This window comes from Buttiauxella sp. AC038, from assembly GCF_979253565.1.
This window is the reverse complement of the sequence record NZ_CEEDCQ010000001.1, coordinates 2,962,912-2,978,221: the sequence shown is the minus strand read 5'-3', so window position 1 is coordinate 2,978,221 and position 15,310 is coordinate 2,962,912. Positions and strand designations below refer to the sequence as shown.

Below are 15,310 nucleotides of genomic sequence, written 5' to 3'. Positions count from 1 at the left end.
ATTCGTTTTAGGTGGTGTACTTATTCGTGCTCTTCAAGGACTTCCACGACTTCATTCGGGTCATCCTGCGGCGCTGGTGCCTCATGCATCCATACCGAAATCAAACGGTAAGAGACTGCAAGTAGAACTGGCCCGATAAACAAGCCAATCATGCCAAAGGCAATCAACCCACCGATAACGCCGGAAAGAATCAGGATCATCGGCAAGTCCGCACCCATACGAATCAGTACCGGACGGATAAAGTTATCCATCGTGCCGACTACGCAACTCCATACCAGCAGCACCGTGCCCCAGGTGTTATCACCAGTCCAGTACAACCAGGCGATTGAGGGCACCAGCACCAGCAATGGGCCGATTTGCACCAGGCAACATAACATCATCACTACGGTTAGCAGTGTCGCATTTGGGATACCGGAGATGGCAAGCCCCACGCCACCTAAAACCGACTGAACCAGTGCGGTGACAACTACACCAAGTGCTACAGCGCGAATCGCTTGTCCAGCTAGTAATACAGCGGCATCACCACGCGTTCCCGCGAGGCGGAATGCAAAGTGGCGAATCCCATTACCTAGCGTTTCACCTTTCGCATACAGCAGCACACTAAACAGCAGCATCAGACCACAATGCATCAGGAAACTGCCTACGTGTATCGCCTGGCCCAGGAACCAGGTTGTTGTGGTGCCGATATATGGACGCACTTTCGCCATAATCGCACTACCACCACTCTCGACCAGTGTATTCCAGCCTGCGTAGAGTTTGTCGCCAATAAGCGGAATGGTATTAAGCCACTCAAACTTCGGTAACTCCATATTGCCTTTGGTGGCCCAATCAATAACCGGGCCGCTGTTATCCACCAGGCTGTTCACCAGCAACGCCACCGGAATAACAAACAACATCAACAGCAATAGCGTCATCACCAGAACGGCGAGCGAGCGTTTTCCCCACAATAATTTCTGAACTTTGAGCATCAGTGGCCAGGTGGCGAGCACAATTGTACCTGCCCAGGCAAAACCAAGAACAAATGGGCGGACTATCCACAAACAGGCGATGATCATCACCGAGATAAACAACACCGACAGCAGGATTTGTAGCAGATCCTTTGGCTGACTCACTTTAACCATAGATAAAATCCCTTAATTACTGATAACGGGCAAAACGCCACGTTAAAACCGCGAAGCGGATGTGTTAATGATGATGTATTTCCTCGATTTTGGACAGGTACAAAACAGACGGGAATGTCTGAATAAAATGTGTTAAAAACGAATACCCGTCATAATTCGAGCCGCAGGTGTGTTGACTGCACCCGAGTGCCCCAGTCACATAGCAATCTATGCTCCTGGGGACTTACGGCCTTGTCGCCTTCCCGCAACTCGAATTATTTAGGGTATTAGAATTAATAAACGCAAACGATAACTCACAACTCTTACAACGTCAGGCAGGGTCGGAAAGTCAATGATCCCACAAATTTCTCAGGCACCAGGTCTTGTTCAATTGGTGCTCAATTTTTTGCAGGCACTGGAACAACAAGGTTTTACCGGCGATACCGCCACCAGCTACGCTGACAGGCTTACTATGGCCACTGACAACAGTATTTATCAGCTGTTGCCAGATGCGGTGTTATTCCCTCGTTCTACAGCAGACGTGGCATTACTTGCCAGACTGGCCTCTGAAGAACGCTTCAAAACTCTGGTCTTCACACCACGCGGTGGCGGCACCGGCACTAACGGTCAGTCTTTGAACAAAGGCATCGTTGTCGATATGTCGCGCTATATGAATCGCATCATTGAAATTAACCCCGAGCAGGGTTGGGTGCGGGTCGAAGCGGGCGTCATTAAAGATCAGCTTAACCAATACCTAAAGCTGTACGGTTATTTTTTTGCACCGGAACTTTCCACCAGTAACCGGGCCACGCTCGGCGGGATGATTAATACCGATGCTTCGGGGCAAGGTTCATTGGTTTACGGTAAAACGTCTGACCATGTTATGGGCGTTCGTGCTGTGTTATTGGGGGGCGATATTCTCGACACACACCCGATGGCGACAATGCTTGCTGAAGAAATGGGGCGCGATGAAAGCCCAACCGGCAGGATTTATAGCACGGTGCTTGGGCGTTGCCGCGAACATCGCCAGTTGATTATCGATAAATTCCCGAAACTTAACCGCTTCCTGACCGGCTACGATCTGCGCCACGTCTTCAACGACGATCTTTCGCAGTTCGACCTGACACGTATTCTTTGCGGCTCAGAAGGCACACTGGCGTTTATTACCGAGGCGAAACTGGATATCACGCGTCTGCCAAAAGTGCGTCGCCTGGTGAATATCAAGTACGACTCCTTCGACTCCGCGCTACGCAACGCGCCGTTTATGGTAGAAGCCCGTGCGCTCTCCGTCGAAACCGTCGATTCAAAAGTCCTCAACCTGGCTCGTGAGGATATCGTCTGGCATTCGGTCAGTGAATTAATCACCGACGTTCCTGGCAAAGAGATGCTGGGTCTGAATATCGTGGAGTTTGCCGGTGATGACCTCGAGCTCATCGAAGGCCAGGTTGCTTCACTATGTGAGCGTCTCGATTCGCTGATTTCACAAGGCGAAGGTGGCGTTATCGGCTGGCAGGTTTGTACCGAACTGGCAGGCATCGAGCGCATTTATAACATGCGCAAAAAAGCGGTTGGCCTGCTGGGTAACGCGAAAGGGCAGGCGAAACCCATTCCGTTTGCGGAAGATACCTGTGTACCGCCGCAACATCTGGCCGATTACATCACTGAGTTCCGCGCATTGCTTGATAGCCATAACCTGAGTTACGGCATGTTCGGCCACGTCGATGCAGGCGTTTTACACGTGCGTCCGGCGCTGGATATGACCGATCCTCATCAGGAAGTGCTGATGAAGCGTATTTCTGACGATGTGGTTGCGCTCACCGCGAAATATGGCGGTTTGTTGTGGGGCGAACACGGTAAAGGTTTCCGTGCTGAATACAGCCCGGCATTCTTTGGCGAAACGTTATACGAAGAACTGCGTCGTATCAAAGCGGTATTCGACCCCGACAACCGCCTGAACCCTGGGAAAATCTGCCCGCCGTTAGGTGTAGATGACCCAATGATGCAGGTCGATGCGGTGAAGCGCGGTACTTTCGACAGGCAAATCCCGATTGCGGTGCGCACCTCATGGCGCGGTGCAATGGAGTGTAACGGCAATGGTCTGTGCTTTAACTTCGATGTGAAAAGCCCGATGTGTCCGTCGATGAAAATCACCAGCAACCGTATTCACTCACCAAAAGGGCGGGCGGCGTTAACGCGTGAATGGCTGCGTTTGCTTGCCGATCGTGGCGTTGACCCGGATGCACTCGAAAAACAGATGCCGGAAAAACGTGCCAGTTTACGCACGCTCATCGAACGCACACGCAACTCCTGGCATGCACGCAAAGGCGAATATGATTTCTCTCACGAAGTGAAAGAGGCGATGTCCGGTTGCCTGGCGTGTAAAGCGTGTTCAACGCAATGCCCAATTAAAATCGACGTGCCGGAATTCCGCTCTCGCTTCTTGCAGCTCTATCACACCCGTTATCTGCGCCCAATGCGTGATCATTTGGTGGCAACCGTCGAAAGCTACGCACCGTTAATGGCGCGTGCGCCAAAGACCTTCAACTTCTTTATGAGTCAGCCGTGGGTACGCAATCTATCTGCGAAACATATCGGCATGATCGATCTCCCAATGCTCTCGACGCCATCGTTGCAGCAGCAGTTAGTAGGGCACACTTCAGCAAATACCACACTTGAACAGCTTGAGAGCTACAGCGCTGAGCAGAAAGCTAAAACGGTGCTGGTGGTTCAGGACCCGTTCACCAGTTACTACGATGCGCAAGTGGTGGCAGATTTTGTGCGTCTGGTGACAAAGCTGGGATACGAGCCGGTGGTGCTGCCGTTTTCACCCAACGGCAAAGCGCAACACATCAAAGGCTTCCTGCAAAAATTCGCTCGCACCGCCCGTAAAACCTCTGAATTCCTCAACCGCATTGCGAAATTGGGAATGCCAATGGTAGGGGTCGACCCGGCTCTGGTGCTCTGCTATCGCGACGAATATAAGCAGACGCTCGGTGAAGAACGCGGTGATTTCCACGTTCAACTGGTGCATGAATGGTTGCCTGCTGTGTTGGAAAACCGTGAAATGACAAGCGTTGGTGGTGAGTCTTGGTATCTGTTTGGTCACTGTACCGAAGTCACCGCGCTACCCACTGCGCCAAACCAGTGGGCGGCGATATTTGCACGCCTGGGCGCAAAACTTGAAAATGTCAGCGTCGGCTGTTGCGGCATGGCGGGAACATACGGGCATGAAGTTAAAAACCATGCTAACTCACTGGGGATTTACGAGCTTTCGTGGCACCAGGCAATGCAGCGCCTGCCGCGCCAACGCTGCCTGGCAACCGGCTATTCCTGCCGCAGCCAGGTCAAACGTGTGGAAGGCAACGGTGTTCGCCATCCGCTACAGGCACTACTGGAGATTATGGGATGATCTGGCGACGTGAAGTAAACCTGGATGCGCTTAATAAAATGGGCGCCGACAATATGGTGGAGCATGTGGGTATCGTATTTACCCGCATCACAGAAACCGAGCTGGAAGCCACTATGCCGGTTGATAACCGCACTCGCCAGCCATTTGGCCTGTTGCACGGCGGTGCGTCGGTGGTGTTAGCTGAAACACTCGGTTCTGTGGCCGGGTACTTGTGTACCGATGGTGAGCAGAAAATTGTCGGGCTTGAGGTTAATGCCAACCACCTGCGTTCCGCGCGTGAAGGTATCGTGCGCGGTGTTTGTACTGCAGTGCATGTTGGGCGCAGGCACCAGGTCTGGCAAATCGAAATCAGCGATGAGCAAGGGCGGCTTTGTTGCACATCGCGCTTAACAACCGCGGTGGTGTGATAAATAGCCTGAGCCTGGAATTATTCAAAAATAAATAATAATGGCGGTGGGGTATTATCCCGCCGCTTTTTATTTACATCCTGAAATGAATAACCGTGCTTTTCTGTATTTATTGAGTGATCCACTTCACCTTTCCCAATTAGTTGCCGAAATTTGTTATTCCCTTTTGCGGTTTATTGTCAGCATGGCGGTAATTCTTCAGGAGGCGCAATGGAAAAGGAACGCATTATTCAGGAATTTGTTCCTGGAAAACAGGTAACACTGGCGCATTTAATTGCCCACCCAGGCGAAGAACTGGCAAAGAAAATAGGTGTGCCCGGTGCTGAAGCCATTGGCATTATGACGCTGACTCCCGGTGAAACGGCAATGATAGCAGGTGATCTCGCCACAAAAGCCGCCAGCGTACAAATAGGTTTTCTGGACAGATTTAGCGGCGCACTGGTGGTTTACGGTTCGGTCGGATCGGTAGAAGAAGCATTACAACAAACGATTACCGGCCTGAGCAGCATTCTTAGCTATACCGTCTGTACCATGACGCGGAGCTAGGCCTGATGAAACGCATCGTTTTTGTCGGCACCGTGGGCGCGGGAAAAACAACGCTGTTTAACGCATTACAGGGAAATTATTCACTGGCGCGAAAAACTCAGGCGGTTGAATTTAGCGATGCAGGGAATATTGATACGCCGGGGGAATTTATCAGTCACCCACGTTTATATTGTGCATTAATAAATACCCTGATTGATGCGGATTTATTGATATATGTCCATGCTGCCAATGATTCGCAGTGCCGTATTCCCGCCGGTTTACTGGATATTTACCCGCACCTGCAACAGGTTGCGGTAATAAGCAAAATTGATTTGCCCGATGCAAATATTGCCCAAACGCAGGCGATGTTAATTGACTCAGGATTTACGTCGCCAATATTTGCACTGAACAGCCTGGATGCTGAGAGCGTCAGGCAACTTGAGGATTATCTGGCCGAAGTCGCAGGCCTGAAGGAACCTGTTCAATGAAAAAGCTGATTACTGCAAACGATGTTCGTGAAGCCCAGACTCGTGGCCTTAAAACTATCGCTTTCGTGCTAAAAGAGTCGATTGTCACGCCCGAAGCCCGCGTGGTTGCCGACCAACTCGAGATAACCTTAGTCGAAGAGGGGGCGAGCCCGGTGGCAGCAGACAATACGCCGCCTCGTTCTGAACGCCAGCGTATTCGTGAAGAAATCATCTCTCAGTTACCTGAAGGCAAGTTCACGGAAAGCCTGATGGCACAACTCATCGATAAAGTTGAGCAAGAACAGAAACAGAAAACCCGTTCGAGCACCGGAATGCAGCCCAGCTTCAACGCTGTCACAGGTAAGGGCGGAATTAAAGTCATTGATGGCAGCTCGGTAAAGTTTGGTCGTTTCGATGGTGCGCAAGAGCCGTGCGTTGGGCTAACTGATCTGGTGACAGGCGCAGATGGCAGCAGCATGGCCGCGGGTTTTATGCAGTGGGAAAACGGCTTTTTCCCCTGGACACTGAATTACGACGAAATCGATATGGTACTGGAAGGGGAATTACATATTCGCCACGAAGGCGAAACGCTTATCGGCAAAGCCGGGGATGTGATGTTTATCCCGAAAGGCTCCAGTATTGAATTTGGCACCCCAGGGCACGTTCGTTTTCTTTATGTTGCCTGGCCTGCCAACTGGCAGGAATGCTAAGGCGAGGCGCGTATGAGCACCTTCATCACCGAAGACTGGCTGCGGGCAAACCATACCCTCAGCGAAGGGAGCGAAATTCGTCTACCTGCTGACAGCCGTATGACGCCATCTGCCCGTGAGTTGATTGACGCTCGCCATTTACTGGTGAAATTCCAGGATGACGACGGTCGGCTGTTTGTTGAAGCGCAGGAGCAGTTACAGCCAGTTCATGGCTTGACGAGTGAGGCAGTCGCGCAGGTAGCCCATTGTGAACTGTGCCAGCAGCAAGTGAAGGAAAAACCAGACACGCTAACTCATCTCAATGCGCAGGTATTTGTGGCGAAAAACGATCCTCGCCTGGCGTTTCGCGCAAGCCTTGATAGCGCCATTGCTACTGCGGTGTGGCTACAAACTGAGTTTGATAAAACCGCGGCACTTTGGCTTGCAGATATCCGATCTTTGCTTGGGAATATCATGCGTGCTGATGCTCTGGATCAGGCGCTACCAGAACAGCAAATCGTTGGGTTATCGGCTGACGATTTACATCGGTTATCTCATCAACCGCTGAAATATCTGGGGCATGATCATCTGGTGCCAGATGCGGCTCACGGGCGTGATGTGGCATTGCTCAATCTTCTACGTACCAAGATCCGTGAAACCGAAATTTGTGCCGCAACAGTGTTTATCGGTGTGGATTATCACGTACAAAAAGCGGATTTGTTGCAGGCGCTAAATCGCCTCTCGAGTGCGGTTTATGTACTGATGATCTTGTGCCTGAAAAAAGAGTGGCCGGATGCATCTGCGCTACAACGGAGCCTGGCAGGAGGCCAACATGCTGCTTGATCGCTGTCGCCGTCAGGCCCAAAACCAGCCACGCCGGGTTGTTTTCCCGGATGCGAAGGATGCTCGCGTAATAGACGCGGCGCATTACCTGCAACATCATGGCCTGGCACAACCTATCATCCTGGCCAATCCATTTGCCTTACGCCATTTTGCTCTGGCGGCGGGGCTGCCGCTCGATGGGCTACATATTATTGATCCGGCAACATCACATGACTGGCTGGTGCAATTTCATCAGCAGCTTTCTCAGCGCCTGGGTGACAAAACCCCGGATGACGCAACAGAACGCTTGCGTGACCCTCTCTGGTTTGCCGCCGCAATGGTTAAAGCCGGGAAAGCCGATGTGTGTATTGCGGGGAATATTTCATCAACTGCAGCTGTATTGCGTGCTGGCTTAAAAGTCATTGGACTACAACCGGGCGTTAAAACGCTTTCCTCACTGTTTCTGATGCTGCCACCAGAAGGGGAGCGGATTCTTGGATTTGCTGACTGCAGCGTAGTGCCACAACCAACCGCGGTGCAGCTTGCTGATATTGCTATCAGTAGTGCACAAAGCTGGCAGGCCATTACCGGGCAACCCGCTCGCGTCGCCATGTTGTCATTTTCTACCAACGGCAGTGCCAGGCACCCTTGTGTCGCCACCGTTCAACAGGCAACAGACATCGTGCGTGAACGAGCACCTGAACTGTGTGTGGATGGTGAATTGCAATTCGATGCGGCCTTCGTTCCCCAGGTTGCTGCGCAAAAAGCGCCTGAAAGTGTGCTGGCAGGGCAGGCGAATGTGTTGGTATTCCCGTCACTTGAGGCAGGCAATATCGGCTACAAGATTGCACAACGGTTGGGAGGGTTTCGCGCTCTCGGCCCGTTGATTCAGGGGTTAAGCGCTCCCTTGCACGATCTTTCCCGTGGATGCAGTACCCGTGAAATTATTGAGTTGGTGCTGGTGGCACAAACCACCCTCACCCCAACCATCTCCCTCAGGGAGAGGGCAAACAGTGAAGCTGGATAAAACTAGATTTTTAACCGAGTGAGAGGAAATAAATCATGGAAGCATTAGGACTGATCGAAACCAGAGGTTTGGTAGCAGTGATTGAAGCATCGGATGCGATGGTCAAAGCGGCTCGCGTCAAACTGGTTGGAGTAAAGCAAATCGGCGGTGGGCTGGTAACAGCAATGGTTCGTGGTGATGTGGCGGCCTGTAAAGCGGCAACCGATGCCGGAGCTGCCGCAGCCCAACGCATTGGTGAATTGGTTTCCGTTCACGTCATCCCACGTCCACATGGCGATTTGGAAGAAGTGTTCCCGATTGGCCTGGGTAGCGACAAGACTATCGATTGATAGCCGGTGACGTCACCCCCGGACGTCACCTTTCTTTAATTCAGTCATCTGGCAGCCTCAGGGCGGCACGGGATAGCTGTACCTGAATTTTGTCCGGAGGCGAGCATGAAGCTGGCAATGGTCATTGGTCAAATCGTTTGCACAGTCCGCCATAGCGGACTTGAACACGACAAGTTGCTGATGGTGGAGATGATTAACCGTCAGGGTGAGCCGAGCGGCGAGTGCGCAATAGCCACCGACAGCATTGGTGCCGGAAACGGCGAATGGGTGTTGCTGGTGGGCGGAAGTTCCGCTCGCCGTGCGCACCATAGTGAAGCCTCTCCGGTCGACATGTGCGTGATAGGCATTGTCGATGAAGTGGTCATGGACAGAGAAATCATCTTCCATAAATAGTGAGGATTGAACGACATGGACAGGCAACAAATTGAGCAGGTGGTGAAAGCCGTGCTGGCAGGAATGGCCGCTAACTCAGCGCCAGAACCTGTTACCCCACCTTGCGGTGCAGGCGTTTTTGCCTCACTGGATGACGCCGTTCGGGCAGCCAGTGTCGCACAAAAAGCCTTAACCAGCGTGGCGATGCGCCAGAAAGCCGTTGCGGCAATTCGCCTGGCGGGCGAACAACATGCGCAACAGCTTGCCGAAATGGCTGTCGCGGAAACCGGAATGGGCCGTGTTGCAGATAAATGCGCCAAGAATATTGCTCAGGCTCGTGGTACTCCGGGCGTTGAGTGCCTGACCCCTCAAGTGTTAACGGGTGATAACGGCCTGACACTCATCGAGAATGCACCGTGGGGCGTGGTGGCCTCGGTTACACCTTCTACAAATCCTGCGGCGACCGTCATCAACAACGCCATCAGTATGATTTCAGCCGGAAATAGCGTGGTATTTGCTCCACATCCGGCGGCAAAAAAAGTCTCGCAGCAAACTATCACCTGGCTTAACGATGCCATCGTTGCGGCAGGTGGCCCAGCGAATTTACTTGTGACGGTGCTTAATCCTGATATCGAAACCGCGCAGCGATTATTCAAATATCCCGGCATTGGTTTATTGGTGGTGACAGGGGGTGAAGCGGTGGTAGAAGCCGCACGTAAGCACACCAACAAACGTTTAATTGCAGCGGGGGCGGGTAATCCACCGGTCGTAGTGGATGAAACTGCCGACATTCCTCGCGCCGCAAAATCCATCGTGCAGGGCGCTTCATTCGATAACAACATCATCTGCGCTGACGAGAAAGTGCTGATTGTGGTGGAAAGCGTGGCCGACGCGCTGCTTTTAGAAATGCAGCGCAATCACGCAGTTTTACTCAGTGATGCACAGGCCGAAAAACTGCTGCCAGTGCTACTGAAAAATGTTGATGAACAAGGTAAAGGGCAAGTCTGCCGTGACTGGGTCGGGCGTGATGCTACCAAAATTGCCGCAGCTATCGACCTCAACGTTGCCCCTGAAACACGTTTGCTGCTGGTACAAACCACTGCGCGCCATCCGTTTGCTGTAACTGAAATGATGATGCCAGTGCTGCCGATGATTCGCGTGGCAAATGTCAGCGAAGCCATTGCGCTTGCGGTGAAACTGGAAGGTGGCTGCCATCACACCGCCGCCATGCACTCACGCAATATCGACAATATGAATGCCATGGCGAACGCCATAGACACCAGTATTTTCGTCAAGAACGGCCCTTGTATTGCCGGACTGGGATTGGGTGGCGAGGGCTGGACTTCCATGACCATCACCACGCCAACCGGTGAGGGTGTGACATCAGCCAGAACCTTTGTGCGCCTGCGTCGTTGCGTACTGGTAGATGGATTCCGCATCGTTTAAGGAGGCAGTAATGGCACGCACGGAGCAAACCTGGCTCAACGACCGTTTAAGCAACGCGTCTTTGCTGTGTAACGGGCAACCGAAAACGGTACAGCAACCGCTGTGGCTCGGTATCGATCTTGGCACTTGCGATGTGGTGTCGCTCGTTGTCGATAACGACTGCCAGCCCGTTGCCGTTTGCCTGGACTGGGCCGATGTGGTTCGTGACGGCGTGGTGTGGGATTTCTTTGGTGCGGTGCAGATTGTGCGCCGCCACCTCGACACGCTGGAGCAGCAACTGGGCTTTCGGTTTAGCCATGCCGCGACCTCATTCCCACCGGGAACAGACCCGCGAATTTCGGTCAACGTGCTGGAGTCCGCGGGGCTTGAAGTGAGTCGTGTGCTGGATGAACCGACAGCCGTTGCGGATATGTTGCAGCTCGACAAAGCGGCCGTGGTGGATATTGGCGGTGGTACAACCGGCATTGCAGTGGTGTCACAAGGGAAAGTGATTTACTCAGGGGATGAAGCGACTGGTGGGCACCATATTTCCCTCACGCTCGCAGGTAATCAACACATTGCACTGGAAGACGCCGAACAAATGAAGCGCAGTAGCGACGCCAGCCTCTGGCCGGTGGTTCGTCCGGTTTACGAAAAAATGGCAGACATTGTTGCTCACCACATTGAAGGTTACGACGTTGAACAACTCTGGCTGGCGGGTGGTTCTTGTATGCAACCGGGTGTTGCAGGGTTATTCCGCCAACGTTTTCCAGGTATCACCGTTCAGCTTCCCCCTCATTCCATTTTCATGACGCCATTAGCCATCGCGGTATGCGGCATGGCACAAGTGGAGGGTGCTCATGCACAGTGAAGAAATGCAATCCGCGCTATATCAGGCGCTGGACATGATGAATGCTCGCAACGTGCGTGAGTTTGCTGTTCCGCCCGCCACGTTTATGGGTCCGGGGGCGGTGGCGCGTTGTGGTGAAGCGCTGCGCGAGCGCGGTATTAATCGCCCTTTGGTGATGGTCGATGGCATGTTGCACTGTGCTGGAATGACTGATGTTCTGGAACGTAATCTGAAACATAGCGGCATCGCATATGAAATCTGGTCTTGCCCGCCGGGTGAGCCTATCGACAGTGATATAGGTGCGGCGGTTGAACAAATCAGCCGTTGCCAGTGTGATGGTATTGTCGCACTAGGTGGTGGTTCCGTTCTGGATGCTGCAAAAGTGGTCGCCGTTATTGCTACTAATCCTGAGCTCCCCCTTGAAAGTCTTGTCGCCGGAACACGCCTCAATCGCCGTCTGCCGTTTATCGCTATTCCAACTACATCGGGAACAGGCTCGGAGGCCACCAATGTCGCGGTGATTATTGCGGCACAAACTCACCGTAAACAGGTGCTGGTTCACGCCATGTTGATCCCAGATTTAGCGATTATTGATGCTTGTCTGACGCTTGGTGTCCCGCCACATATTACCGCCGCAACAGGAATCGACGCCTTAACCCACGCTATTGAAGCCTACGTAGCAAGTAATGGTACACCGCTGACTCGTGGGCTTGCGTATCGCGCGATTAACAGCATCTGTCAGGCGTTACCGCAAGCTGTTGGGCAAGGGCATGATTTGGTGGCGCGTGAAGCGATGATGCTTGCGTCTTACATGGCGGGAATGGCGTTTTCTAACGCGGGACTAGGGTTATGCCACGCGACGGCTCACCAGATTGGCGCGGCATACGGCATTCCACATGGCAAGGCAAACGCCATCATGTTGCCCGCAGTCATGAAGTTTAATCAGTTAGTTTGCAAAACAGCGTATAGCGAAATTGGCCACGCGTTGACGGGAAAATCGTGTGCGGCAAGCGAGAGTATCGCTTTTGTAGAACACCTGATTGATGAACTTGAACTTGGCAGCGGCTTACGCGCCGCTGGTGGGCATGATGCCGATTTTGCCGGTTTTGCCCACGCAGCCATGAGCGACATTTGCATTACCACCAATCCACGCACTGTGACGGAAGCCCAGATTATCACGCTGTATCAGGACGCCTGAACGGACATTACACCCGCCTGCCCGCAGGCGACGAAGGAGAAGGGATATGGGTATTAACGACATTATCATGTACATCATGATGATTTTTATGCTGATTGCCGCTGTTGACCGGGTGTTTACTCAGTTTGGCGGGTCAGAAAAAATCCTCGGTTTCATCGGGCTTGGCAAACTCGGCAAAAGCATTTCCGGTTCTGGCAGCCAGTTTGAAGAGGGCTTCATGGCAATGGGCGCGCTGGGATTAGCGATGGTCGGGATGACTGCGCTGGCCCCGGTTCTGGCTTACCTGCTTGGCCCGGTGATTATCCCAGTCTATGAAATGCTCGGCGCGAACCCTTCGATGTTCGCCGGAACACTGCTGGCTTGTGATATGGGCGGTTTCTTCCTCGCCAAAGAACTGGCCGGTGGCGATGTAGCAGCCTGGCTATACTCTGGGCTTATCCTCGGTTCAATGATGGGGCCAACCATCGTGTTCTCGATCCCTGTAGCACTGGGCATTATTGAACCTTCCGACCGGCGTTATCTGGCGCTGGGCGTGCTGGCGGGGATTGTGACGATCCCAATTGGTTGTATTGCCGGTGGTCTGGTGGCGATGTATTCCGGCGTAGAAGTGAACGGGCAGCCGATTGAATTCACTATGAGCCTGATTCTTCTCAATATGATCCCGGTACTGATCGTGGCAGTTCTGGTGGCATTGGGTCTGAAGTTTATCCCCGAAAAAATGATTAACGGCTTCCAGATTTTCGCCAAAATTCTCGTCGCGATTATTACTGTTGGCCTTGCGGCTGCAGTGGTGAAGTTCCTCGTAGGCTGGACACTGATACCAGGCCTTGATCCTATCTTTATGAGTGAGGGTGATAAACCCGGCGAAGTGATGCGTGCTATCGAAGTGATTGGTTCGATTTCTTGCGTGTTACTGGGCGCTTACCCAATGGTGCTGCTGTTGACTCGCTGGTTTGACAAACCGCTAATGCGCGTTGGTAATTTGCTGAAAATTAACAATATTTCAGCGGGTGGCATGGTGGCGACACTTGCTAATAATATCCCGATGTACGGCATGATGAAGAATATGGATGCGCGGGGAAAAGTCATCAACTGTGCGTTTGCAGTCTCGGCGGCTTTTGCACTGGGCGACCATCTGGGCTTTGCTGCGGCCAATATGTCACCGATGATCTTCCCGATGATTGTCGGCAAGCTGGTGGGTGGCGTGACCGCGATTGGTGTCGCAATGATGCTGGTGCCTAAGGAAGAAAGTGCTCAGGTTGTGGCTACGTCTGTGGAGGCGCAATCGTGAAAATCCGCGAACTGATTAGCGTGGGTATTGATGTCGGTACCACGACAACACAGGTGATTTTCTCCTGTCTTGCGCTGGTAAACCGGGCTGCAATTTCGCAGGTGCCGCGCTATGAGTTCGTGAAACGTGAAATTACCTGGCAAAGCCCGGTGTTCTTTACCCCTGTTGATGTTGACGGCCATCTGCGTGAGGACGAGCTATTAAACCTTATCCTCGCGCAGTATCAGGCTGCGGGCATTGCACCTGAAACAATCGATTCTGGCGCAATCATTATTACTGGTGAAACAGCTAAAACCCGCAACGCGCGGCCAGCCGTGATGGCGCTAGCCCAGCGGCTGGGCGATTTTGTTGTCGCCACCGCAGGGCCGCATCTTGAGTCGGTCATTGCTGGTTACGGCTCCGGGGCGCAGGCGTTATCGCAGCGTCAGTTAAACCGGGTGATGAATATTGATATCGGTGGCGGCACGGCAAACTACGTGCTGTTCGAAGGCGGTAAAGTTGTCGCCTCGGCTTGCCTGAATGTGGGTGGGCGCTTGTTTGAGACCGACACTCAGGGCAACGTCACGTTTATCCATCGCCCTGGGCAGTGGATTGCCGATGAGCTGTTCGGGGAAGGTAAAAAAACATTAACCCCTGCACAGCTTGAAGTCGTTGCAGACCGCATGGCACAACTGCTTTATGAAGTTATCGCAGGCGAGATTTCACCACTGGCGCAACGTCTGCTAATGACGGATGCACTGCCCGCCGGAAAGCCAGCTGATGTGGTCACGCTGTCTGGTGGAGTGGGGGAATGCTACCGCCAGCCACCAGAAACACCATTTATCTTTGGTGATATTGGCCCGCTTCTGGCGCAGGCGATTCATCGCCATGCTGGATTTGCTTCGCTGCCGGTACAAGTTCCCGATCAAACCGTTCGTGCCACCGTAATTGGCGCTGGCGCACATACACTCTCGCTTTCGGGTAGCACCATCTGGCTTGATGAGCTGACATTACCGCTGCGCAATATTCCGGTTGTTCATCCTGTCGGGCACGACGGGCTAGCTGAGAACTGGCAACAGGGGCTGGCGCTAATGGACCTCAATGCCACGCAAGACAGCTACGCGCTTGCCATTCCACCAGAGCTTTCTACCAGCTACGCCACCGTGCAGTTGGTCATCAATGCAGTGAATATTTTTTCCCAACGCAACCCAAGTCTGCAGCCGCTTATTGTTGTCGCGGAACAGGATCTGGGCAAGGCGCTGGGGATGCTGCTCTATCCACAAATGGAGCAGCGCAAGCTTGCGGTGATTGACGAAGTGGTCACCCGCACTGGCGATTATATCGACATTGGTTTGCCGTTGTTTGGCGGAGCAGTCGTCCCGGTAACCATTAAATCACTCGCCTTTCCTTCCTGAGGGAT

Annotated in this window: 15 protein-coding genes; 14 read left to right on the top strand and 1 reads right to left on the bottom strand. The window is 52.9% G+C overall.

The window, feature by feature from the left end; all coding sequences use genetic code 11:
- Nucleotides 1–20 precede the first annotated feature (20 nt).
- Nucleotides 21–1,121: an AI-2E family transporter YdiK gene (gene ydiK / locus AC0IXI_RS14110; protein WP_064518327.1), complete on the bottom strand. Its 1,101-nt coding sequence runs from the start codon at nt 1,119–1,121 to the stop codon at nt 21–23.
- Nucleotides 1,122–1,452: 331 nt separating this feature from the next.
- On the opposite strand from ydiK, the gene ydiJ reads away from it, so the two are divergent.
- The 14 genes from ydiJ to eutA all read left to right on the top strand — a co-directional run bounded on the left by ydiJ (nt 1,453) and on the right by eutA (nt 15,305).
- Nucleotides 1,453–4,509 carry a D-2-hydroxyglutarate dehydrogenase YdiJ gene (gene ydiJ, locus AC0IXI_RS14105; RefSeq protein ID WP_471682630.1) on the top strand — a complete coding sequence of 1,019 codons (3,057 nt, stop codon included), beginning with the start codon at nt 1,453–1,455 and terminating at the stop codon, nt 4,507–4,509.
- Nucleotides 4,506–4,916: a 1,4-dihydroxy-2-naphthoyl-CoA hydrolase gene (gene menI / locus AC0IXI_RS14100; RefSeq protein ID WP_471682629.1), complete on the top strand. Its 411-nt coding sequence runs from the start codon at nt 4,506–4,508 to the stop codon at nt 4,914–4,916. Before ydiJ ends, menI begins: the two co-directional genes overlap by 4 nt.
- 210 nt (nt 4,917–5,126) lie before the next feature.
- Entirely contained in the window at nt 5,127–5,462 is a 336-nt protein-coding gene (gene eutS / locus AC0IXI_RS14095) for an ethanolamine utilization microcompartment protein EutS (RefSeq protein WP_134183095.1), read from the top strand.
- 5 nt (nt 5,463–5,467) lie between these two features.
- On the top strand, nt 5,468–5,929 hold the full coding sequence (gene eutP, locus AC0IXI_RS14090) for a EutP/PduV family microcompartment system protein (RefSeq protein WP_232864313.1): 462 nt from the start codon (nt 5,468–5,470) through the stop codon (nt 5,927–5,929).
- Nucleotides 5,926–6,618: an ethanolamine utilization acetate kinase EutQ gene (eutQ, locus tag AC0IXI_RS14085; protein ID WP_134183091.1), complete on the top strand. Its 693-nt coding sequence runs from the start codon at nt 5,926–5,928 to the stop codon at nt 6,616–6,618. Before eutP ends, eutQ begins: the two co-directional genes overlap by 4 nt.
- A gap of 12 nt (nt 6,619–6,630) precedes the next feature.
- Complete coding sequence (gene eutT, locus AC0IXI_RS14080; RefSeq protein WP_424222810.1) at nt 6,631–7,440, top strand: ethanolamine utilization cob(I)yrinic acid a,c-diamide adenosyltransferase EutT; 810 nt, start codon at nt 6,631–6,633, stop codon at nt 7,438–7,440.
- Entirely contained in the window at nt 7,430–8,446 is a 1,017-nt protein-coding gene (pta, locus tag AC0IXI_RS14075; protein WP_471682628.1) for a phosphate acetyltransferase, read from the top strand. The genes eutT and pta overlap by 11 nt, the downstream gene beginning before the upstream one ends.
- 35 nt (nt 8,447–8,481) lie before the next feature.
- Nucleotides 8,482–8,775 (top strand): ethanolamine utilization microcompartment protein EutM, encoded by a 294-nt coding sequence (gene eutM / locus AC0IXI_RS14070; RefSeq protein ID WP_034455942.1) that lies wholly within the window; start codon nt 8,482–8,484, stop codon nt 8,773–8,775.
- A gap of 105 nt (nt 8,776–8,880) precedes the next feature.
- Nucleotides 8,881–9,168: an ethanolamine utilization microcompartment protein EutN gene (gene eutN, locus AC0IXI_RS14065; RefSeq protein ID WP_134183085.1), complete on the top strand. Its 288-nt coding sequence runs from the start codon at nt 8,881–8,883 to the stop codon at nt 9,166–9,168.
- Nucleotides 9,169–9,183: 15 nt separating this feature from the next.
- A complete protein-coding gene (locus AC0IXI_RS14060) occupies nt 9,184–10,593 on the top strand; it encodes an aldehyde dehydrogenase family protein (RefSeq protein ID WP_471682627.1) in 1,410 nt (469 codons plus the stop codon).
- 10 nt (nt 10,594–10,603) lie between these two features.
- Nucleotides 10,604–11,443, top strand: coding sequence for an ethanolamine utilization protein EutJ (gene eutJ, locus AC0IXI_RS14055; protein ID WP_413498451.1), 840 nt, complete (start codon nt 10,604–10,606; stop codon nt 11,441–11,443).
- Nucleotides 11,433–12,620, top strand: coding sequence for an iron-containing alcohol dehydrogenase (locus AC0IXI_RS14050; protein WP_413498450.1), 1,188 nt, complete (start codon nt 11,433–11,435; stop codon nt 12,618–12,620). Before eutJ ends, AC0IXI_RS14050 begins: the two co-directional genes overlap by 11 nt.
- A gap of 46 nt (nt 12,621–12,666) precedes the next feature.
- Nucleotides 12,667–13,911: an ethanolamine utilization protein EutH gene (gene eutH / locus AC0IXI_RS14045; protein WP_471682626.1), complete on the top strand. Its 1,245-nt coding sequence runs from the start codon at nt 12,667–12,669 to the stop codon at nt 13,909–13,911.
- Nucleotides 13,908–15,305 (top strand): ethanolamine ammonia-lyase reactivating factor EutA, encoded by a 1,398-nt coding sequence (eutA, locus tag AC0IXI_RS14040; RefSeq protein ID WP_471682625.1) that lies wholly within the window; start codon nt 13,908–13,910, stop codon nt 15,303–15,305. The genes eutH and eutA overlap by 4 nt, the downstream gene beginning before the upstream one ends.
- The last annotated feature ends 5 nt before the right edge of the window (nt 15,306–15,310 follow it).